General features: G+C 45.1%; 14 protein-coding genes. 6 read left to right on the forward strand and 8 right to left on the reverse strand.

Annotated elements, in window-relative coordinates; genetic code table 11:
- The first annotated feature begins 8 nt into the window (after nt 1–8).
- From mvk to A5878_RS14590, 5 genes are all read left to right on the forward strand, one after another.
- On the forward strand, nt 9–941 hold the full coding sequence (mvk, locus tag A5878_RS14570) for a mevalonate kinase (RefSeq protein WP_015510390.1): 933 nt from the start codon (nt 9–11) through the stop codon (nt 939–941).
- A complete protein-coding gene (mvaD, locus tag A5878_RS14575) occupies nt 934–1932 on the forward strand; it encodes a diphosphomevalonate decarboxylase (protein WP_060791519.1) in 999 nt (332 codons plus the stop codon). The genes mvk and mvaD overlap by 8 nt, the downstream gene beginning before the upstream one ends.
- A gap of 36 nt (nt 1933–1968) precedes the next feature.
- Nucleotides 1969–3051 carry a phosphomevalonate kinase gene (locus A5878_RS14580; protein WP_016609860.1) on the forward strand — a complete coding sequence of 361 codons (1083 nt, stop codon included), beginning with the start codon at nt 1969–1971 and terminating at the stop codon, nt 3049–3051.
- Complete coding sequence (gene fni, locus A5878_RS14585) at nt 3048–4088, forward strand: type 2 isopentenyl-diphosphate Delta-isomerase (RefSeq protein ID WP_060791520.1); 1041 nt, start codon at nt 3048–3050, stop codon at nt 4086–4088. Before A5878_RS14580 ends, fni begins: the two co-directional genes overlap by 4 nt.
- 293 nt (nt 4089–4381) lie before the next feature.
- The gene (locus tag A5878_RS14590; protein ID WP_086295746.1) at nt 4382–6304 is read left to right on the forward strand and encodes a heavy metal translocating P-type ATPase; all 1923 of its coding nucleotides are present in this window, start codon (nt 4382–4384) and stop codon (nt 6302–6304) included.
- An 82-nt stretch (nt 6305–6386) separates the two neighbouring features.
- Here A5878_RS14590 and celB read toward each other — a convergent pair whose 3' ends face one another.
- The 4 genes from celB to rpsO all read right to left on the reverse strand — a co-directional run bounded on the left by celB (nt 6387) and on the right by rpsO (nt 12110).
- Nucleotides 6387–7727 (reverse strand): PTS cellobiose transporter subunit IIC, encoded by a 1341-nt coding sequence (gene celB, locus A5878_RS14595; RefSeq protein ID WP_060791522.1) that lies wholly within the window; start codon nt 7725–7727, stop codon nt 6387–6389.
- 2 nt (nt 7728–7729) lie between these two features.
- A complete protein-coding gene (locus A5878_RS14600) occupies nt 7730–9130 on the reverse strand; it encodes a glycoside hydrolase family 1 protein (RefSeq protein ID WP_060791523.1) in 1401 nt (466 codons plus the stop codon).
- 210 nt (nt 9131–9340) lie between these two features.
- Entirely contained in the window at nt 9341–11458 is a 2118-nt protein-coding gene (gene pnp, locus A5878_RS14605; protein ID WP_005231801.1) for a polyribonucleotide nucleotidyltransferase, read from the reverse strand.
- 382 nt (nt 11459–11840) lie between these two features.
- Nucleotides 11841–12110: a 30S ribosomal protein S15 gene (rpsO, locus tag A5878_RS14610; RefSeq protein WP_060791524.1), complete on the reverse strand. Its 270-nt coding sequence runs from the start codon at nt 12108–12110 to the stop codon at nt 11841–11843.
- A gap of 216 nt (nt 12111–12326) precedes the next feature.
- Here rpsO and A5878_RS14615 point away from each other — a divergent pair, with 216 nt between their 5' ends.
- Nucleotides 12327–13187 (forward strand): MurR/RpiR family transcriptional regulator, encoded by an 861-nt coding sequence (locus A5878_RS14615; RefSeq protein WP_005228070.1) that lies wholly within the window; start codon nt 12327–12329, stop codon nt 13185–13187.
- A gap of 72 nt (nt 13188–13259) precedes the next feature.
- Here A5878_RS14615 and A5878_RS14620 read toward each other — a convergent pair whose 3' ends face one another.
- The 4 genes from A5878_RS14620 to A5878_RS14635 all read right to left on the reverse strand — a co-directional run bounded on the left by A5878_RS14620 (nt 13260) and on the right by A5878_RS14635 (nt 21688).
- Entirely contained in the window at nt 13260–14645 is a 1386-nt protein-coding gene (locus tag A5878_RS14620; RefSeq protein WP_086295747.1) for a glycoside hydrolase family 1 protein, read from the reverse strand.
- Nucleotides 14642–16897 (reverse strand): glycoside hydrolase family 3 N-terminal domain-containing protein, encoded by a 2256-nt coding sequence (locus A5878_RS14625; protein WP_060791526.1) that lies wholly within the window; start codon nt 16895–16897, stop codon nt 14642–14644. The genes A5878_RS14620 and A5878_RS14625 overlap by 4 nt, the downstream gene beginning before the upstream one ends.
- 6 nt (nt 16898–16903) lie before the next feature.
- Complete coding sequence (locus A5878_RS14630) at nt 16904–19951, reverse strand: glycoside hydrolase family 38 C-terminal domain-containing protein (protein ID WP_060791527.1); 3048 nt, start codon at nt 19949–19951, stop codon at nt 16904–16906.
- 84 nt (nt 19952–20035) lie between these two features.
- Nucleotides 20036–21688, reverse strand: a complete 1653-nt coding sequence (locus A5878_RS14635; RefSeq protein WP_015510400.1) for an extracellular solute-binding protein — start codon at nt 21686–21688, stop codon at nt 20036–20038.
- Nucleotides 21689–21699: the final 11 nt, after the last annotated feature.

Genomic DNA, 21699 nt, shown 5'->3' on the forward strand with positions numbered 1-21699 from the left:
GGAAAATAATGTCAATTGGTACTGGCATAGCTACAGGAAAAATCATCTTAATGGGTGAACATTCAGTTGTTTACGGTGAACCAGCAATTGCTTTCCCTTTTGCGGGAGCAAAAGTACAAGTCGAGATCACAGCAAATGAAACAAACACCTTGATTTCAAGTTACTATCACGGTCTACTTGAAGAAGTCCCCAGCCACTTAAAAAATGTCAAAGACTTGCTGCATCGTCTGCAACAAGATTTCCACACGGGTCCTTTTGCAACCTCCATCGTCAGCACCATCCCTTCTGAACGGGGAATGGGTTCTAGCGCGGCGGTCGCTGTTGCACTGACTCGCGCTTTTTTTGATTGGATCAAAAAAGATTTTACAAAAGAAGAATTGATGACCTATGTCAACTTTTCTGAAAAAATCGCTCACGGCAATCCTAGCGGGATCGATGCTGCAGCAGCTAGCGGGACGGATGCCATTTACTTTATCAAAGGACATCCCATCACTTCGTTTCCCCTCACGATCGACGGTTATTTGCTCGTCGCTGATACTGGTATCAAAGGGCAAACGAGAGAAGCTGTCAAAAGTGTCGCCCATCTTTTTGAAACCAGCAAGCAGCTGGCCAGTCAAGCGATCCAGCGTTTAGGGATCGAAACCAAAAGAGCCAAAGAGGCCATCATAGCCAATCAATTAGAAATATTAGGCGAAAGCATGAACAATGCCCATCAGGCACTGCAGCAGTTAGGGGTCAGCAATCAGCAACTGGATCAGTTGGTTTCCTCAGCATTGGCACACGGGGCTTATGGGGCGAAGCTGACCGGCGGGGGCCGAGGCGGCTGTATGATCGCACTAACCAAAACGAAGGAACAGGCTGAAAATATCAGCCGTATTTTATTGTCCGATGGCGCTCGTGCGGCATGGATACAAGGATTAGGAGTTTATGAACATGTATAAGGGAAAGGCTCGTGCCTACACGAATATCGCATTGATCAAGTATTGGGGAAAACAAGACGAAACCTTCATTTTACCGATGAACAATAGTTTGTCCCTGACCCTCGATGCTTTTTACACAGAAACAACGGTGGCTTTTTCACCCGATTTTACGCAAGATCGCTTTACATTGGATGGCGTGGTGCAAACAGACGCTGCCACAAAAAAAGTTGCGGACTTTTTGGATCTGGTACGAAAAAAAGCGGACTGCCCGTGGTATGCCACGGTGGAAAGTCAAAACTTCGTCCCAACCGCTGCTGGACTTGCCTCTTCTGCCAGCGGATTAGCGGCATTGGCGGGTGCCTGTAGTGAAGCACTGGACTTAAACTTGTCGGAGCAAGAGCTATCCCGTTTGGCCCGTCGCGGTTCTGGTTCGGCTTGTCGGAGTATCTACGGTGGCTTTGCTGAATGGCATCAAGGCACCGATGAGACTTCTTTTGCCACCCAAGTGCCGTCGAATGGCTGGGAAGAAGAATTGAGTATGATCTTTATTTTGATCAACGCACAAGCCAAAGAAGTTTCCAGTCGTGAGGGGATGCGTCGAACCGTTGAAACCTCTAGCTTTTATCCAGGCTGGCTTTCTGCCACTGCGAGCGATCTCGTGAAAATGAAACAAGCGATTGCCGAAAAAGACTTTACTGCTTTAGGTGAAACGACCGAGGCCAACGCCTTGAAAATGCATGGAACGACCTTAGCCGCCGAACCACCTTTTACTTATTGGTCTTCTGAATCTTTGCGAGCCATGGAATGTGTCCGAATGCTGCGAAAAAAAGGATTGGCTTGCTATTTCACGATGGATGCTGGTCCCAATGTCAAAGTTTTATGCCAAAAACAAGAAGAACAAACGATTTTACGTGAATTAAGTGCTCACTTTGCCTCAGAACAATTAGTAACTGCTCATGCGGGCAAAGGATTAGCCTTTTTACCGGTGGAAGAATCTTCCCCTATCAACTAAGAAGCCATTAAGAAGCCATCGATTAGGAGTGTCGAAATGATTGAACTATCCGTTCCTGGAAAACTATTTATTGCTGGTGAATACGCCGTTGTCGAACCTGGTCATCCTGCAATCATCGTTGCCGTTGACCAATTTATCACGGTCACTGTTGAAGAGGCCCGTAAAAACGGCAGCATCCAGTCTGCCCAATACAGCGACCTGCCGATTCGCTGGACGCGTCGCAAAGGCGAATTAGTCTTAGACCACCGGGATAACCCGTTCCACTATATTTTGGCAGCCATTCGTCTGACGGAAAAATATGCCCAAGAAAAAGGCATCCCCCTTTCCTTTTACGATTTAAAAGTGACCAGTGAACTGGATAACTCGAATGGTCGCAAATATGGCCTCGGTTCCAGCGGTGCCGTGACTGTTGCCACGGTCAAAGCATTGAATCTGTACTATCAAATGGAAATGGATCGGTTGACCCAATTCAAAATTGCGGCTCTTGCCCATCTCGCTGTTCAAGGCAATGGGTCGTGCGGTGATATTGCGGCCTCTTGCTATGGCGGCTGGATCGCTTTTTCAACCTTCGATCACGACTGGGTCTTAGCCAAACAAAAAGACCATACCTTAACAGAATTGATCGCTTTCGATTGGCCAGGATTATCGATCCGTCCCTTGACGGTTCCGAAATCTCTTCGACTGCTGATTGGCTGGACAGGCTCTCCTGCCTCCACCTCTGATTTAGTGGATCAAGTCTATCAATCCAAAGAAGAAAAAGAAAACGCCTATGCTGCCTTTTTAGCAGCCAGCAAAGACTGCGTCAATCGATTGATCGACGGCTTCTTAAATGAAGACAGTCGCACGATCAAAAAAATGATCACGGAAAATCGAAAGCTCCTGCGAGAGTTGTCTGCACTAACTGGTGTACCGATTGAAACCCCCGCACTTAAAAAGCTTTGTGATCTAGCAGAAAATTATTGTGGCGCAGCCAAATCTTCTGGTGCCGGCGGTGGCGATTGCGGCATCGTGATCGTTGACCAGAAAACCGGTATTTTACCATTGATGAGTGCGTGGGAAAAAGCCGAGATCACCCCATTGCCGCTGCATGTTTACCATTACCGGGAGGACCTATCATGAATCGAAAAGATGAACATGTTTCCTTAGCAAAAGCGTTTCATAAAGAACACAGCAACGATTTTGATGCAGTTCGCTTGGTCCACCAGTCCTTTCCGCAAATTGACGTGGCTGATGTGGCAATTACGACGACTGTCTTTGACCGCTCATTTTCCAGCCCTTTTTTCATCAATGCCATGACAGGCGGCAGTGAAAAAACCTTAAAAATCAATCAAGAGTTAGCAGAGATCGCGCAAGCCTGTGATTTGATGATGGCAACCGGCTCCGTTTCGGCTGCCTTAAAAGACCCAAGTGTCGCCGATTCTTTCCGCATCGTCCGCAAAGCCAATCCTGACGGCTTCTTATTAGCCAATATTGGTGCGGGCAGTCCCGTTGAAAATGCACAACGGGCAGTAGAACTGTTTGGCGCCGACGCCTTGCAGATCCATCTTAATGCACCACAAGAATTAGTGATGCCCGAAGGCGATCGTCAATTTAGCCAATGGCTGTCCTTATTGGAAAAAACGATTGCTTCCGTTGCCGTTCCGGTTGTCATCAAAGAAGTCGGCTTTGGGATGTCCCGTGAAACGATCCAGCAGTTACTGGCGATCGGCGTACAAACGATTGATGTTGCTGGTAGCGGCGGCACAAGTTTTACGCAAATCGAAAATGCTCGTCGAAAAAAACGTGAATTGGCGTATCTTGATACCTTCGGCCAATCCACCGTGATTTCCTTGCTGGAAGCAAATGAGATCCAACAGCCCTTTACCCGCATCGCTTCAGGCGGCGTTCGGGATGCTTACGATATCTTCAAAGCACTTTGCCTTGGTGCGGATAGCGTAGGACTATCCGCCACGATCCTCGTGCTGCTTTTGTCAAAAGGCAAAGAAGAAACCATCGCCACCTTACAATCATGGAAGGAACAGCTGCAGCTGCTCTACACAATGGCAGGACAGACAAGCACTAAAGACCTCACCAAGGTTCAGCTGATTTTTTCTGGCGCTGTCAAAGAGTGGTGTGAAGCACGTCAAATTCCCTTAGCAAAGTATAGTTTGCGTTGAGAGATCCAATCGCTGACTACCACATCAAATAAGTAAAAGCAGTACAATTCGTTTTTTATTGTGCTGCTTTTTTTGTGTTCTTTTTTCTATAATAGTAAGTTTCCATTTATCATTTGGATAGTAGCGTTATTTAATCGCTACTTGATAATCACTTTCATTATCAGGTACGTTGTTTTTTTACCATCTTGTTTTCGAATGTGCTATGCTCAAGTTGAGGGAGGAACAATCGATTATTTCTTGAGAAAAGGATCGGTTTTTCATTCCTAGACTACATTCAAAAGGAGGCGTTTCTTATGAGTAAATCAGAATCGTCGGCTGTTTTTTCAACGATCGCTTGTTTGCTATTGATGGCAACTGGCTTTCTTGTGGCATCTTTTTCCATTCCTTATAGCTTTGTCCCTTATCTGTTAGCGATTCTTGCTGGTGGTTGGAAACAAACCTGGGAAGGCACGCAAGAATTGGTGCACGACAAACGGTTAAACGTCGATCTATTGATGGCATTAGCCGCCATTGGTGCCTGTATCATTGGTCATTGGTTTGAAGGGGCGATGTTGACCTTTATCTTTTGTTTGAGCGGTGCCCTTGAGGAATATACGACCAACAAAAGTACGCGAGAAATTAGTTCATTAATGGCACTGCAACCAACGACTGCCTTAAAAATGATTGAAAGTGGAGAGCTCGTCGAAGTACCAGTGGAAGCCCTTCAGTTAAAAGATACGATTATGGTGGCAAAAGGCAGTGCGATCCCGATCGACGGTATCGTGATCCAAGGAAACAGCAGCGTTGATGAGGCGGCCATCAGTGGCGAATCCATTCCTGTCGAGAAACGTTTGGGCAGTGAAGTATTTGGCGGAACCATCAACCTCGGTCAGCCATTGTACATTGAAGTTACCCAAACGAGTGAAAACACCCGCTTTGCAAAAATCATTCAATTGGTGGAAGAAGCACAGCAAATGCCAAGTCAAACGGCGACCCTGATTGAAAAAATCGAACGGATCTATGTGCCGATCGTCTTGATCGCCGTCCCGCTAATGATCGTTTTGTGTACGTTTTTCACGAATTGGGGGTTCCAAGAAAGCTTTTATCGCGGCATGGTCTTACTGGTGGTGGCATCTCCTTGTGCCTTAGTCGCCTCTGCTACTCCTGCGACCTTAGCAGCCATTTCTCACGCTGCTCGTTTGGGCGTTTTATGCAAAGGCGGACAAGCCTTGGATGCCTTTGCCAATGTCAAAGCGATCGCTTTTGACAAAACCGGAACGCTGACTCGTGGCAAACCTGCTGTCACTGATGTCCATCTGTTGCTGGATGAACCCTTTATTCCCCAACTGATCGTCGGGATGGAAAAACAATCAAATCACCCATTGGCTGAAGCGATCTTGGCGTATTTTCACGATGAAAAGCCATTGGAATTAGCCGTGGAAGAACAAGCGGGGGTCGGTCTAGCCGCCACTTACCAAGCTGCCCATTGGACGATTGGAAAAGAAGTCGATCTAACATCTGTTGCTGCCAATGAGCAAACTCGCATCCACGAATTGAAAGCAGCTGGAAAAACCTTGATTTATATCAATCGTGACCGTGTGTTAGCAGGGTATTTAGCGCTATTGGATCAGCCCCGTCCTGAAGCTCGTGAGAGTCTTGCCTACTTCAATGAGCAGGGGATTCACACGACGATGCTGACGGGTGATCATTTAGGTACTGCTAAAGTGATCGCAGCAGAAATCGGCTTGTCTGACTACGAAAGTGATTGCCTGCCTGATGAGAAAACCACTCGGATCAAAGAAATGAAAGAAACCTACAAAATCAATGCGATGGTCGGTGATGGGATCAATGATGCCCCCGCCTTAGCGACCGCAAGTGTAGGAATCGCGATGGGCGAAGGAACTGACGTCGCAATGGATGTGGCGGACATCGTCTTGATGAAAAATGATTTGCTGCGCTTGGTCGACAGTCACCGTTTGGCTAAAAAATTACAGCGGATCATCAAACAAAACATCGTCTTTTCTATCAGTGTCATCTTGTTGCTGATTGCTTCAAACTTCCTTGAATTTCTCACGCTGCCTCTAGGGGTCGTGGGTCATGAAGGAAGCACGATCTTAGTCATCTTAAACGGGTTGCGTATGCTTTTGCCATTACACAAAGAAACACCCCAGCAAGCCAAACCAACTCGCAAAGATTGTGATGATTGCGTTTTGTATCAACAGTCTTTGCATACGTGATCACTACTTGCATTAGAAAAAACGCCCGTTGTTGGCACTTCACTAGAAGTCCATCAACGGGCGTTTTGCTGTTTTTTCCTATTTATGCGTGATTGGCAAGTTGTTCCGTGTAGAGTTTGCCATCGTACATCTTAAAGAATGGATAATAGCAGAGAATGGAAACCCCTAAGTTGATCAAAGCGATCAGGATGGCTCGGAAATCACCGCCAGTTCCTAAAAACGCCCCAATTCCGACTGGCGAGATCCAGGGAATGCCAGTAATGACTTTATCGACAAAGCCAAATGAGCTAGCAAAGTAAGCAATCGTGACGTTGATCAAAGGGGTTATGATAAAGGGGATGATCAAATACGGATTGTAGACGATCGGTGCCCCGAAGATCACTGGTTCATTGATATTAAAAAGCCCTGGTAAGATCGCTGCTTTTCCTAAGACTTTGAGCTGTTGTGATTTTGCCACAAACAGCATCAATAAAACCAATCCAAGCGTACTGCCTGCGCCGCCCATAAAAATATACATGTTCACGAAATCCCCAGCAAAAATATTATTGGCACCATCGATATTTTCCGTTAGAGCCACCAACAGGATGGGATTGATGAAACTATTTTTAATAACAGCCGTCCCATGAACCCCCACTGCCCATAAGAGATGGATAAGGAGCATAATCACGATGATTCCTAACCAAGAACCCGTCAACTCTTTCACGAATTCAAATGGTTTGGACAGCAATCCGTGAAGATCCGTGTGGAAAACCGCCAGTACCCCGTTGATCGCCACCATCAAAAAGGCGATCAAAATCGCTGGGATCAATGACGCAAATGCTTTGCTGACTCCATCAGGAACCCCTTCAGGCATCTGGATGGTGATCTTTCTTCTTACACAAAAACGATAGACCGACGTAGCAAGCACTGCGGTGATAATCCCAATAAAGATGCCTACCCCGCTAAAGCGTGTGATCCAACCGCCTATGGCGATTCCATTGTAAACAATGGCAGTTTCGCTGTCTGACTGCAGCAATTGAGCTGCCCCATCGGTAATGTCGACTTGGACGATCGTCATTAAAAAGGCAAACAAACTTAATAACGCCCCTACAAAACTGCTCATAGTCAAATGATCTTCTTTATGATAAATCTCAGTTAAATAATACCCTGTTGCTAAACAATAAAAAACAGCAATCGAGCCGACAGACATCGTGGTCACGACACTATAAAGCGGTGAAAATCGTAAAATCGTTTGTTCGAAAAAGCCAGCCAGTGGTGGAATGATCTGCGGTAAATTATTGATGATCAAAAAGATCGATCCGACGATCGTAAAAGGGACCGTAATAATCCCTGCTTGCATGATTGCGCGAATAAAGCGTAAATTCGCCAACTTATTCAAAGGCGGCATCAAACGCGTTTCTAAAAAGGTAAAAACACTTGTCATCGTTACTCCTCCAACGAAGGGATCGCCCCTTCTTCAATCAGCTTTTGATACCAATAAAAGCTGTCTTTTCTCACTCGTTTTTGTTCTTTTTCCTGTGCATCATTGCGATCCACGTAAATAAAACCATACCGTTTTCGAATCCCCTCATGTACACTGATCAAATCAATGGCAGACCACGGACTGTATCCGATCAGATCCACCCCAGCATTGATCGCGGCTAAGCATTGGCTGATATGCTGCGACAAATAATCGATACGGTACGGATCATGAACCGTGCCATCTGCTTCTAGATGATCTTCTGCCCCTAAGCCGTTTTCGGTAATGATGATCGGCAAGTGGTAACGATCATAAAGAGTCTGCAACGTCGTTTTCAGTCCCAAGGGATCGATGGTCCAATTGAAGGCATTTTTCTTCAAGAACGTATTGGTGAACCCTTTGTAAAAACCACGTTCCATAATGTCTTCACTTTGCTGATCGCTGATGCCGTTTTTCATGTCCCCAGCTTCCGTCGGCTGCTCCACTGTCACCGTGGTGTAGAAGTTCATCGCGACAAAGTCAGGCAAAGCCCGTTTCATCAACGCCTCATCCTCCGGACCAAAGTCAATCGTGAGCCCGTTTTGGTTCAAATAATCTTGAAAGACCGTGTTGTAACGACCGAAGCAGGCAAAATCAAGGTAAGCCCAGTTCCGGACACTGTTGAAGTACAACGCTGATTGGTTGTCTTCTGGTCGACTAGTCGCCGCATAGACCAACGAAATATTTGGCACCGGTCCGATTTTGCCATTTGGAACGATTTCATGACACGCTTCGAAGGCATATTTTTCAGCGATCATCAGGTGATGAAATTGCTGGTATTTTTCTGATAATGGAATCTTTTTCCCTAATATTTTTTGATCCACCAGCAGCATGATATTTGGTTCATTGATCGTCAGCCAGTGCGTCACTCGATCCCCATAGGCCGTAAACAGCGTTTTGGCATATGCGGCAAATGCCTCAACGGTGCTGCGTTTTGTCCAGCCGCCTTCGTCTTCCAATGCTTGCGGCAAGTCAAAATGGTTCAACGTCACAAAGGGCTGAATCCCGTGTTTCAGCAATTCATCAATGAGATCGCTGTAATGATCCAATCCTTTTTGATTGACGGTACCGCGCCCTTCTGGAAAAATTCGCGACCAAGCGATCGAAAAGCGGAAAATTTTGATCCCCATTTCTGCTAACAAGGCGATATCCTCTTTGTACTGGTGGTAATGGTCGACAGCCACTGTAAAATCTGCGATCTCATGGTTGTCTCTTGGACGAGTATCTTGGACACTCAGCCCCTTACCGTCGGTTTGATACGCCCCTTCGGTTTGGTGCGCGGAAATCGATGCTCCCCACAAAAAATCGGTTGGAAATGTTTGTTTCATATCGTACTCCTTATCCTAAATAAGATGCGTTTGACATCTTAGAATTATTGCTTGCATAGCAAAGACAATATTCTGAATTATCTCTTATTTTTCGCGGTAACGCAAAAAATAACTCCTGTCAAGTAAGACCCTCTTGAAGAGCTGCTACTTAGACACAAAAAAAGCAAAGTCCAGTTTCCTAGACTTTGCTTATGATTTAGAAGTAGCAGCTTATTTTTTCTCTGCTTTGTCTTCGTTCAATAGTGCTTTTCTTGAAAGGTTCACACGACCTTGTTTGTCGATTTCTGTAACCTTCACTAAGATTTCGTCGCCTTCTTTGACAACGTCTTCCACTTTGTTGACCCGTTCGTTCGCAAGTTGTGAAATATGAACTAAGCCGTCTTTGCCTTTGATCAAGTTGACAAACGCACCGAATTTTTCAATACGGACAACTTTCCCAAGGTACACTTCGCCAACTTTTACTTCTTTCGTCAATTCTTCAATGATCTTGATGGCTTTTTGGATCATTTCTGCATCAGCAGAAGCAATCGAAACTTTTCCGTCTTGATCGATATCGATTTTCACGCCAGTTTCATCAATGATGCCATTGATGGTGTCGCCGCCTTTACCGATTACATCTTTGATCTTCGCAGGATCGATTTGGATCATTTCGATCTTCGGTGCGTATTGGCTTAACTCTTCACGAGGAGCAGCCAATGTTGATGTCAATTCATTTAAGATTTCCATCCGTGCTTTTTTCGCTTGATCTAATGCTTCTGTCAAGATTTGTTCAGTGATTCCTTGGATCTTGATATCCATTTGTAACGCAGTGATCCCATCTTTGGTTCCAGCAACTTTAAAGTCCATATCGCCAAGGTGATCTTCTAAGCCTTGGATATCCGTTAAGATCGTGTAGTTTTCACCATCAGATACAAGTCCCATTGCGATACCTGCAACTGGTGCTTTGATTGGCACCCCTGCATCCATCAATGCTAAGGTTCCTGCACAAATACTTGCTTGAGAAGAAGAACCATTTGATTCTAATACTTCTGCAACAAGACGGATTGTGTAAGGGAAGTCTGTTTCATCAGGAATCACTTGTGCTAAGGCACGTTCGCCTAATGCACCATGACCGATTTCACGACGCCCTGGTGAGCCAGCACGACCAGTCGAACCAACAGAAAATTGAGGGAAGTTGTAATGGTGGATGAATCGTTTTGATTCTTCAACCCCTAATCCATCAATGATTTGGTGTTCACCTAAAGGTGCCAACGTACAAGCAGACAATGCTTGAGTTTGTCCCCGAGTAAATAGACCAGAACCATGAACACGTGGCAATAAGCCAACTTCTGATGCCAATGGACGGATTTCGTCTAATTGACGGCCATCCGGACGAATCTTGTCGATGGTGATCAATTCGCGTACCACATCTTTTTCAAGATCTTCTGCGATTTGTTTCACTTCTTTCAAGAATTGTGCTTCCTCTTCATGTCCAGCAAATTTTTCTGCATATACTTCTTTCACTGTGTCTTTGACTTTATCGATCTCGTCTTCACGAGCCAATTTTTCTTCCGTCATAACAGCAGTTTTCATTGTTTGGTAGTAGCCGTCGAAAATTTCTTTTTTCAAGTCAGCATCTACTTGTAACAATTTGACTTCCATTTTTGGTTTGCCCACAGCTGCGACAACTTCTTCTTGGAAGGCAACCAATTCTTTGATAGCATCAAAACCGAATAATAACGCACCTAACATGTCTTCTTCAGAAACTTCTTTCGCTCCTGATTCAACCATGTTGATGGCTTTTTTCGTTCCAGCTACTGTCAATTCGATATCAGTTTGTTCTGCTTGTTCTACTGTTGGATTCAAGACATATTCGCCATTGACCCGACCGACATCGACACCAGCGATCGGTCCGTCAAACGGGATATCTGAAATAGATAACGCTAAAGAAGAACCTAACATTGCTGCCATTGCTGGCGTACAATCTTGTTCAACACTCATTACGATGTTTGTAACTTGTACTTCGTTACGGAAGCCTTCCGCAAACATTGGACGGATCGGACGGTCGATCAAGCGGGCAGTCAATGTTGCTTCCGTACTTGGACGTCCTTCACGTTTGATAAAGCCACCAGGTACTTTCCCTACGGCATACATTTTTTCTTCGTAATTGATCGTTAATGGGAAAAAGTCGGTATCTTTTGCTTCCTTAGATGCAACCGCTGCACTTAGGACAACCGTGTCGCCATAACGAACCAATACAGCTCCGTTTGCTTGCTTGGCTAATTGGCCAACTTCTACTTCTAATGGGCGGCCGCCCCAAGTTGTTTTGAATACTTGTTTTTCTGTCATGTTCTGCTCCTTTTCATCGGATCCCAGCAAGTCACTACTAAACAAATGAAAAAATCGGAATGTCGTTCCGCTGCTTTCATTTGGTTAGTAGGATGCTGCTTACAAGGACCCAAAATTCTTTTTGGCTGCGCTTTTTGATTCACCAGTCAAAAGGCCGCTATTTCGGTGTTTCACTTTTTAGATGGCTCGAGATCACCTGTCAGACTGCATCAGCTGTTTTAGCCGACAATGCAGTCGCAGTGATTCCGCTGCTTGGTCACTACGCTCGCTGCTCTCGCCTAGTACTATTCATCATCTGCTCTGTGCGGCTTGCGCCGCCCAGTCGCAGTGATTCATAGCAAAAAAGTGAGATTCGGGTTGAACCTCACTTTTCTTTGTTTGATTAACGACGTAATCCTAAAGCTTGGATTAATTCGCGGTAACGTTGTACGTCTTTTTGACGTAGGTAAGCCAATAAGTTACGACGATGTCCAACTTTTTTCATCAACCCACGGTATGAATGGTGGTCTTTTTTGTGCATACGTGCATGTTCGTTCAAATGGTTGATTTCTTCTGTTAAAACAGCGATTTGAACTTCTGGAGAACCAGTATCTCCTTCATGACGTGCAAATTTTTTGATGATTTCGTTTTTGCGTTCTTTTGAAATTGCCATGTTTTTCACCTCTTTTTCTTTTTCCCCTGCGACTGAGTAAAACGTTGGTGATTCGTTAAACCAAGTAACAGGTACTGTGCTTTTCACACGTAATTACTTTACTTGATTCTAAGTAAAAAAGCAAGTTTATCTACCTATTCTTTTCGTTTCTTTTGAAAGCTCCTCCAAAACTTATGTTATACTTAGGATACTACTCTATCTAAAGGAAGTGTAAGGATGAGCGTTCTTTCCCGAATCGAGAGCATGAAAAATGAATTATCGCTTTCTGAGAAGAAACTCTTCGCATTCATGGAGGCCAATCCTGAAAAAGTGCCGTCGATGACTGCGAGTCAATTAGCAGAAGCCACTGGGATCAGTGCACCAACCGTTGTCCGTTTTGCGAAAAAAACCGGCTTTGCTAGTTTGACAGATTTAAAAATACAATTATCTGCCGAATCCGGCTTGCGCCACAATGCCAATGAGCATTTAGGCTATGCCGATGTTGAATTAAACGAGCCCTTTCATGCCATCACCTCAAAATTGAGCCACAATGCCCAGGTGACTATGAATGAGACGGCTCAATTATTAGAAGAACAGCTGATGTTGGCTGCCGCTGAACTGATCGCGACTCGTGAACGCATCTTTGTCTGCGGGATCGGTGCTTCCTCATTGATCGCACAAGATATCCAACAAAAATGGACTCGTTTAGGCAAGATCGTCGTGTTTGAAAATGACTACAATCTCTTGTTGCCGCAACTTGTCAAAAACGAGAAAAAAAGTCTGGTCTGGGTCATTTCCAACAGTGGACACACGCCTGAGATGGTTCACTTAGCCGAAATCGCTAAAAATCTTGGCGTTCCGATCCTGTCACTCACCCGCTTTGGCAGCAACCCGTTGACGAAGTTGGCGGATGTTCCCCTACAAGTGTCCCGTTCCAAAGAAGCCAACCAGCGGAGTGCCGCTACCAATTCAATCATCGCCCACCTATTGGCGGTCGATGTCCTTTTCTATGTCTTTTTAAGTAAAAATGAAAAGTTGGCACGAAATATCTATGCGTCACGCCAAGCCATCGCTGATTTTCGTGAGAAGTATTTGTAAAATGTTCATACCCAAAAGAAATCCGCAGGAACATGTTCCTGCGGTATTTTTGCTTCTAATCGGACACTTTGATCAATCAATGGCATTTTTAGCAGCTACTTCTGCCAACCAAAAACTGGATGCTTTGGGATAACGCTCGAAGTTATTCTTCAAATCTACTCGATAAAAACCATAGCGGTTTTTATAAGCGTTCAACCAGCTCCAGCAATCCATAAAGGTCCACATATGGTAGCCGAAACAAGGTGACCCATCTTCGATCGCGCGATGCAGCTGACGCAAATGGTCTTCAACAAAGGTAATCCGGTACGTATCATTGACCTGTCCCGTGGCGTCCATGAACCGTTCTTCCTCTGACACCCCCATGCCATTTTCGGAAATAAACCATGGCATGTTTTGATAGTCATTCTTCAGACGCATCGCAATATCGTAGATCCCTTCTGGATAGATTTCCCAGCCACGATGAGGATTGATTTTTTTCTCTGGCCAATCGTACCCACGAAACAACTGACGCGGCTCAAAGGGATGGGATGCTGCATTCTGCGGAAGGGGCGCTTGGATCCGCAACGGTTGATAATAATTGCAACCGATAAAATCTACGGTATTTTCACGAAAAATTTCCGCATCTGCTGCCTCATATTCAGGGGTCAATTGATGCTCCTTGAACAAGCTCGTTAGTTTTTCAGGAAATTGTCCATAAACGACACAGTCCAAAAAACTGCGAATATACAAGAGGTCCGCCCATTCAGCGGCTTCTCGATCAGCCGCTTCTTGGCTTTTTGGATAAACAGGTGACAAATTCAAGATGATACAGATTTCTCCATCAGGAAGTGCGAGTTTACGAAACTCAGCAACTGCCTTCGCATGAGCTAGCAAAGTATGATACCCCACTTGGATCGCCCGCTTGAAATCACGCACTTGCGGCCAATGAGCATCTCCGTAATACCCACATTCAATATGCACCAATGGTTCATTAAAGGTCGCCCATTTTTTCACTAAATCGCCGAATTGTTCAAAAGCAGTTTTTGCATAAAATGCAAAATGGTCAACGGATTCCCTGGCTTCCCAGCCTCCTTTCTCCATCAGCCACCAAGGCATGTCAAAATGAAACAAATTAATGATCGGTTCGATGCCTTGATCCAGCATTTCCTGAAAATATGCCCGATAAAACTTTACTGCCGTCTGATTCAATGTTTTTCCGTCTGGTAATAAGCGGGTCCATGCAATCGATGTCCGATAGGAATTTAAGTTCATGGCCTTCATGTTTGCCACGTCTTCACGGTATTGATAGTAGGTATTTGAAGTGTCGCTTGGTCCGACACCATCGTAAAAGCGTGACGGCTCTAACTCAAACCATTTGTCCCATGTAGAGGGACTTTTGCCGTCAACAGCCGCAGCCCCCTCGGTTTGCGGTGCTGACGCGGCCGCTCCCCATAAAAAGTTTTTTGGAAAGTGAATCATTCTTTTGCTCCTTTCTGAGTTACCTGCCACGTACGGTCAGGGTTGGATCGTTGAAATAAAAATCGATACTGCTGACCTGCTGTTTCGACTTCCAGACAAAACGATGCAGTATCTTTCAAAGAAATTGCCAGCTGCTGCAATGATGCTTCATCGATCACGAGTTGAAAAGCTACTTGCCCTTGATTAGGCACCCATACTTTTTGAAAGCCACACAGGACTTTTTTTCTCGGCACATATGCTTTTGTGTACTCTTTTAGATAACATTGAATGACTTCTTTGCCAGAAACTGCAGAATGATTTTCGAGTGTGCCGCTAACGATAATGCCTTCACCTGCATATTCAGCCGAAACCGCGCTGCAAGTAAAAGAGGCATAACTAAGACCATAACCAAAAGAATATACTGGTGCGCCGTTTTGATCGAGGTAGTCTTTTTGAAACGCTGTGTTGCGATAATTATAACAGACTGGCAGCTGTCCAACCGTATCAGGAATAGAAACTGCTAATTTCCCACTAGGAACCGTTTCGCCAAAAAGAATCCGAGCAATCGCTTCCCCTCCATATTGGCCGGGATAGCCAGCGTAAAGCAGTCCATCGAATACTTCTTTCAACGGAGCTAAGCAATGCGGTCGTCCAGAAATCACGATCCCAATCAGCGGCTTTTTCCTCTTCTTCAACGCAAACAGTAAATCCAACTGGCATTGCGGCAAATCGAGGGTAGCTAAGTCGATGTTTTCTCCGCTGGTCATTTCCTGAGATCCCCTTAAGGCGGCGCCGTTCTTGTCAAAATCCGTTGTGAAATCACGGGCACTGGAGCCACCAATCGTCACTAAGATGACATCAGCGTCTTCTGCGATCTGACAAGCCTGCCGTCGTTGCGCCGTTGTTCCATTGGCGATTTCGCAGCCTTTTTCGTAGGCGAAATCCACTTGATGCGTATTTAATTTGGTCAACCCTTCCCAAAGAGTCATACACATTGCTTCCTCCTTAAATGGGGTATAATCCCCCAGCTGATGATACAGCTGTTTAACGTGAGGACCAATGACAGCAATTTTTTGTCGCGTTTTCTTCAAAGGCAAAATGCCATTGTTTTCTAGTAAGACGACGGATTCTTCTGCTAATTTTAAGGAAGCTTGTCGGGCCTTTTCTTTGTCTGGCAATGAAACGTGGGGCGTTGCTTCTTTAAACAAGCCAAGTTTTTCTTTCAAAAGAAGCACACGCCGGACCGCCTCGTCGATAACCGTTTCCGCAATCAATCCGTCAAGGACAGCTTCTTCCAATACAGGGAAAACTTCGTCCCATAAACTAACATCTACACCGCTGGTCAAGGATTTGGCGGCTGCTTGCGAGCGACTTCCCAGCCAGTCAGCAATCCGATCCAACCCACACCCATCAGCCATAACGATTCCCGCAAAGCCACTTTCTTCTCTTAAAACATCTTGCAGCAAATACGCATTGGCATGGCAAGGAACGCCATCTAGATCATTGTATGCAGCCATACACCCCAAAGCCCCAGCAGCAATCCCCGCTTTCATTGGTGGCAGATGAATTTCACGGAATTCCCGATCACCGATCGCCACTGGTCCTGCATTGTGCCCCCCCATTCCTGCACCTTGGGCAGCAAAATGCTTCAACACCGCTAAAACGTTCTGTTTTTCTATCGTTGTTTTTGATCCTTGCAATCCTCTGACGGCCGCTTTGGTAAAGCTGCTGGTTAAAAATGGATCTTCACTGAAACATTCTTCAGTTCGTCCCCAACGCGGATCTCTAGTAATGTCCAATGCGGAAACTAAGCCGACATGGGCCCCTTTTGCTCGAATCTCTTGAGCAGTGATAGTTTGGGCCGCTTGATACAGGTCGGGATTCCAACTAGAACCGACACTAAAATTGACCGGAAATGTCGTGGCTTCCAAACCTTGGTGCCCGTGGGGACACTCTTCACTGAGAAAGGCTGGAATCCCCAACCGAGTGTGCTCCTGCAAATAAGTTTGAATCATAAGGGATAGCTCATAGGACTCCGCGGTCGTCAGGCCTGTTTGCTGATTTCTACCTGACCAAGGATCAGCCCGAAACACGCCGTAGATCCAGCCAAGACTGCCAAAACGAGCTACTTCTTTTTTAAAGGTTTCAGTCAACATAATTTTTCCGTTAGTTTTTTCATAAACTTCCCAACCATACAGACGCTGATTCAGCTGGCCGATTTTTTCTTTCAACGTCATTTGCCGTAAAAGTGTCTCAATCATATGCTTCTCCATTTCTATTTAGTCTTCTAAATAAAGCATGATGGTCTGGATTTCAAATGGCTGGAAATGGATTGTGATGCTTTGGGCATCCAGCGGCTCGATCGGCAGTTCAGCGACGGTTTCTTCCAAAAGATTCGTTAAAACCGCTTTTTTGATTCTTTTTTGGCAACGCAATTGACAGGCGGTGGTTTGATTGTGATATTCGTACAACCGCACGATCAGTGCCTCTTCATCTTCGGCTTTTTTCACCGTATCCAGCAAGACATTCTTTTGATCGACTGCTAGAAAAGCTTCTGTTGATAGTTGTGGCACACCTGGAACGGTTAGAACGGGAACATTCAATGCCAAAGCTTCTTCCATCGTTTGCGCTTCTTGCCAAGTCCCTTCGTGGGCGTACAAGGAGTAGGTAAACTCATGAAAGTCTTGATCCGCTTCTGGATACGGATCGATCGGCGATTTGATCAAAGAAAGCCCGATCTTTTGATAATCCGTATTGAACCCATATTTCGAATCTGTCAAAATACTAACCCCATAATTTCCTTCTGAGAGATCAACCCATTTTTGACCACAGCTCTCAAAACGTGCTTGGTCCCATGTCGTGTTTTGATGCACAGGTCGTTTTACCTGCCCAAACTGAATATCAAATGTCGCTTCCAATGTGTTGACATCAATCGGCAGCAATGCCTTCAGCAGCAATTGATGCTGTTGCCAATCAACCGCTGTTTCAAAATCGATTCTTCCGGTGCCATGATAAAAATGTAGCCATTGGGTAATAAAAGAATCTTCAAACTGACGTTTGATTTTCAAGGTATCACGAATCTCACCTTGCTCAACGACCTCAGTTGAGAGAACTTGCTTCAAAGGATAAGGCTTCTTCTGGTAATAAATATCAATATCCCACGCATCATAATCCATCGGCAGATCTTCATAAGCCACTAACTGATTCAACCGCTCGCCTTTTGGTACGATCTCTCGTTGATACCGTTTGTCAAATAAAGAGATGATGACAAAGTGTTCGTCAAAAATCACTTTAAAATCAACCGTTTCAAACGATTCCGTCAGCCGCATTGCCACTTGCTTTGATTGAGGCACAGCTGAGACAGGGGTCAGTGTTTTGCAGCTCAAGCCAGCCATGGCGGGAATTTTGACTAAAAGCCGGTCATCATGGGTCCGCTGAGTCGAGTAAGCTTCTTTGACCCCTGTTTGATCGTCTAAATAGACCAGACCCGTCCGCTCTTGTCCCAGCGGATTAAAGACATGCCATGGAGTAGCTTTGGGTGCTTGTGTTTCTGGAAGCAAAGCTTGGATCAGCTCGCAGCCTTTTTCAAAGAGCTGCCGATACTCTTGATCCGTCTGATCATAGACTTCTTTGATCGAGCTTCCCGGCAGAATATCGTGGAATTGATTGAACAGCAGCTGTTTCCAAAGTTGTTCTAATTCAGCTTGTGGATAGCGATTCATCCCACAGATACTATAAAGTTTTTCGATTGTCTGTAAGAAAAATTCTCCTTGGCGATTGGCCTTCTTGTTTTTGCCAATCGAAGTCAGTGTTCCACGATGGTATTCAAAGTACAATTCGCCGTACCAGACCGGGCCAGGTTTTTCCTTAAAAGAATCTGCCAGTCGATCAAAAAAGCCCCCCACATGATTGCCAGTAATCGTCGGCATATCTGGCAGTGTCTTTTGCAGCCGTTTCTGGACTTCTAGCATCTCTTTCGTCGGGCCTCCGCCACCGTCACCGTACCCATAGGCAATCAAAATTTCGTCGTGCTGATCTTTTTGCTGATAACGTTCAAAACTCCCCTTAATCGTATACGGATCTAGCAATCCATTATACGTCGTATAATAATCTCTTGGACTGTATCCTTCACTGATGGTGGTAATAAAATGCGTCAAAACGCGGCTGCCATCAATTCCTTGCCAATAGAAGGAATCATAAGGAATTTGATTGAACTGGTTCCATGACAGCTTCGTCGTCATAAAGTAGGGCGTATTTGTTTTGCGTAAAATTTGCGGCAAGGCGGCTGAATAACCAAAGACATCCGGTAGCCATAAGATGCGGCTATCGACTTGAAATTCCTCTTTCATAAACCGTTTGCCATAAAGGATCTGACGAACCAGCGATTCCCCTGAAGTCAAATTGCAATCGGCTTCTACCCACATCGCCCCGTCAACTTCCCATCTTCCTTCTCGAATTTTTGCTTTGATTGCAGCGTAAAGTTCAGGATAATGGGTTTTCATGGAGAGATACAGTTGTGGTTGGCTTTGAAAAAACGTGTAATCTGGATACTCCTCCATCAATTTCAAGACCGTCTGGAAACTGCGCTCGCCTTTTTCAATTGCTTGCTGCGCCGTCCAAAGCCACGCCAGATCGATGTGGGTATGGCCGACAGCCGTCACCTTTTGTTTTGGTGTATGCGCTGGTAGGTAACACGATGAAAGCAGCTGCTTTGCTTTTGTGAGACTTTCATAGAATGCCGTTGAGTAGGGGGTACGAAAATCCAAGACATTGGCGACTTGACCAAGGACTTGTTGATAAAATGCTTCGTCACCGCCAAACGCACGAATGGCACGCCAACTATCAAACAGCGTATAAAAATCATACCAGACATCATTAACTGCAGGATCCAACGCCAATAAATTGACCTGCAGCGGGAATGGTTTTTCGGATCGGCCGGAGAACAAATCGATCTTCAGTTTGACTTCTTTTTGTAGAAATTGTTTTGTCAATGTAATTTCTCGATGATTGACATCGATGGCTTGGACATAGGTATCGTCCAAATAGATTTTTATTTGGGGATTGGTGGTATTGTCCCACTCTGAAAGGCTTGAGTACACTTGCAGGACACAAAGATTTTCCACCCAGTCAGCGGGAACTTGAAGGCTACCTTGCAATTGGTAATAGGAATTTTTTTCTCCAAAATAGGTCCCTTGCTCATACGGTACCCAAGTCTCTCGTTTTAAAAAAAGTGGGGTTACCGGTTGCTGATGGCGTACGCGGTATTGTTTTAATTTGTATAAAATTTTTCGAATGCGTTCAAACTCATAAGGCTGCATAACTCTCATTTTTCTTTGGACTCCTCTAGCAGATTTTTGAAAAAAACGGGTTGAGATTGATCATCTCGGCCCGTTTTCCACTTATCACTTTATTTAGTTTGCTTTCCAACGGTCATAAGCCGCTTGGTAGACTTCGACGTATTCGTCAATGCCCATTGCTTCGATCGTTTTCACATAGTCGTCCCAATTATCTAACGGTTCGACACCTGTGATAAACTTGGCTTCCATTTGTTCTACATAAGTTGTCAAATCAGTGGCAGTTGCTGCTACCTTATCGTTTTCTTCAATCGTTAAATACAGTAGCGGAAATGGTACTTCAGCGATGTCTTCCATCTTCTCAGCTGTTTCTTTGGCAACCCAATCGTTGAAACGAGTATCCGGTTCTTCATTCGCCGTTTTACGGATATGGTATTCGCCGGTTGTATCGATAACAAGGTTTGGCGTTGTCAATCCGTATGCTGGTGTGATCTTGCCACGTTCGTCTTCGGTATTGTTGGTATCGATGCCGTCTGCATAGACACGAACTTTTTCACCGTCCGCATTTTCTTGGTACTCCCATAAAAACCCTTCTGGTCCTTGTTCGATATATTTTGAGCCTTCTTCTGAATAGAAGTAATCCACCCAGCGCATAGAAGCTTCTGGAGAAGGATTGACATTGGTCAAAGCAAAGGTCCCTCGTGAAATTCTTGGACTACCGGGAATCTTAGCTTCTGGAGCCCATTCAGAAGTCACTGGTTGGAACATTGGATCATTCATAGCCTCTTCCTCACTGCGACCAGTAGTAAAGAAGCTGAAATAGTCGGCAAAAAGCCCAAGTTGATTGTTTTCACCCTTCGCTTTTTTCTGTTCATCTGACTGTCCATAAACTTCTTTATCCAGCAAGCCTTCATCGTACAATGTATTCATATATTCCAAGAATGCTTTGTAGTTTTCTGAAGTCGGTGTGTAGGAGACCACATCATCATCCACTTGGATGCCGCGGGTCCGTAAGCCAAAGGCAGCCATCAACCAAACTCGTGTCGAGTTCATATCAACATCCGTCAATGGGATCTCGTCTGCTTGACCATTGCCGTTAGGGTCTTCGTTTTTAAAACGTGTCAGAAGCTCTTGCAATTCGTCTGTGGTTTTTGGCAGCTCTGATACACCTAAATTATCGAGCCACGTGCCGTTGTACCACATCGGACCTTGCCACCAGATCGATGTCGCATTCCGTGAGATCATCGGCAGAGAGTAGATGTGCCCATCCGGTGTTGTGATCGACTTCAAGATTGAGGGATCTTCTTGCGTCAGTGCATACAAGTTTGGCATGATTTCCGGCGTGATATACTCCTCTAAGGGAAGCAAGATCCCTTGTGAACCGTAATCGATCTCCATCGAAGCAGTCAATGCTTGCGAACCAGCACCGTAAACGATATCCGGTAAATCTCCAGAAGCAAAGGCTAAGTTCAGTTTCGTACTAAAGTCAGCGGATGGCGGTGTCGTATAGGTCAGTTTGATGCCAGTTTTTTCCTGATAATCCTGTAATGTCGGCATGTCTTCCCATTCCGCCAACCCTACACCAGGTGCCATGATATTCAGTGTCAGTTCTTCCCCTTCTTTGATGATCGGAAACTGACTGTCATGATTGATGGCCACTTCTTTCTTTTCCCCAGTACCTTCATCTGAAGAATTACCGCACGCACCTAAGACGAGCATACTGCACAAAGCAACACCTGCTATTCCTAAAAGTTTCTTTTTTACTCTCATTTTCTTCCTCC

The sequence above is a fragment of the Enterococcus sp. 3G6_DIV0642 genome, assembly GCF_002140635.1.
Taxonomy (GTDB): domain Bacteria; phylum Bacillota; class Bacilli; order Lactobacillales; family Enterococcaceae; genus Enterococcus_D; species Enterococcus_D casseliflavus.

Coding starts and splice junctions, on each gene's coding strand:
- mvk (WP_015510390.1), top strand. CDS start 9: ATGTCAATTGGTACTGGCATAGCTACAGGAAAAATCATCTTAATGGGT.
- mvaD (WP_060791519.1), top strand. CDS start 934: ATGTATAAGGGAAAGGCTCGTGCCTACACGAATATCGCATTGATCAAG.
- A5878_RS14580 (WP_016609860.1), top strand. CDS start 1,969: ATGATTGAACTATCCGTTCCTGGAAAACTATTTATTGCTGGTGAATAC.
- fni (WP_060791520.1), top strand. CDS start 3,048: ATGAATCGAAAAGATGAACATGTTTCCTTAGCAAAAGCGTTTCATAAA.
- A5878_RS14590 (WP_086295746.1), top strand. CDS start 4,382: ATGAGTAAATCAGAATCGTCGGCTGTTTTTTCAACGATCGCTTGTTTG.
- celB (WP_060791522.1), bottom strand. CDS start 7,727: ATGACAAGTGTTTTTACCTTTTTAGAAACGCGTTTGATGCCGCCTTTG.
- A5878_RS14600 (WP_060791523.1), bottom strand. CDS start 9,130: ATGAAACAAACATTTCCAACCGATTTTTTGTGGGGAGCATCGATTTCC.
- pnp (WP_005231801.1), bottom strand. CDS start 11,458: ATGACAGAAAAACAAGTATTCAAAACAACTTGGGGCGGCCGCCCATTA.
- rpsO (WP_060791524.1), bottom strand. CDS start 12,110: ATGGCAATTTCAAAAGAACGCAAAAACGAAATCATCAAAAAATTTGCA.
- A5878_RS14615 (WP_005228070.1), top strand. CDS start 12,327: ATGAGCGTTCTTTCCCGAATCGAGAGCATGAAAAATGAATTATCGCTT.
- A5878_RS14620 (WP_086295747.1), bottom strand. CDS start 14,645: ATGATTCACTTTCCAAAAAACTTTTTATGGGGAGCGGCCGCGTCAGCA.
- A5878_RS14625 (WP_060791526.1), bottom strand. CDS start 16,897: ATGGAGAAGCATATGATTGAGACACTTTTACGGCAAATGACGTTGAAA.
- A5878_RS14630 (WP_060791527.1), bottom strand. CDS start 19,951: ATGAGAGTTATGCAGCCTTATGAGTTTGAACGCATTCGAAAAATTTTA.
- A5878_RS14635 (WP_015510400.1), bottom strand. CDS start 21,688: ATGAGAGTAAAAAAGAAACTTTTAGGAATAGCAGGTGTTGCTTTGTGC.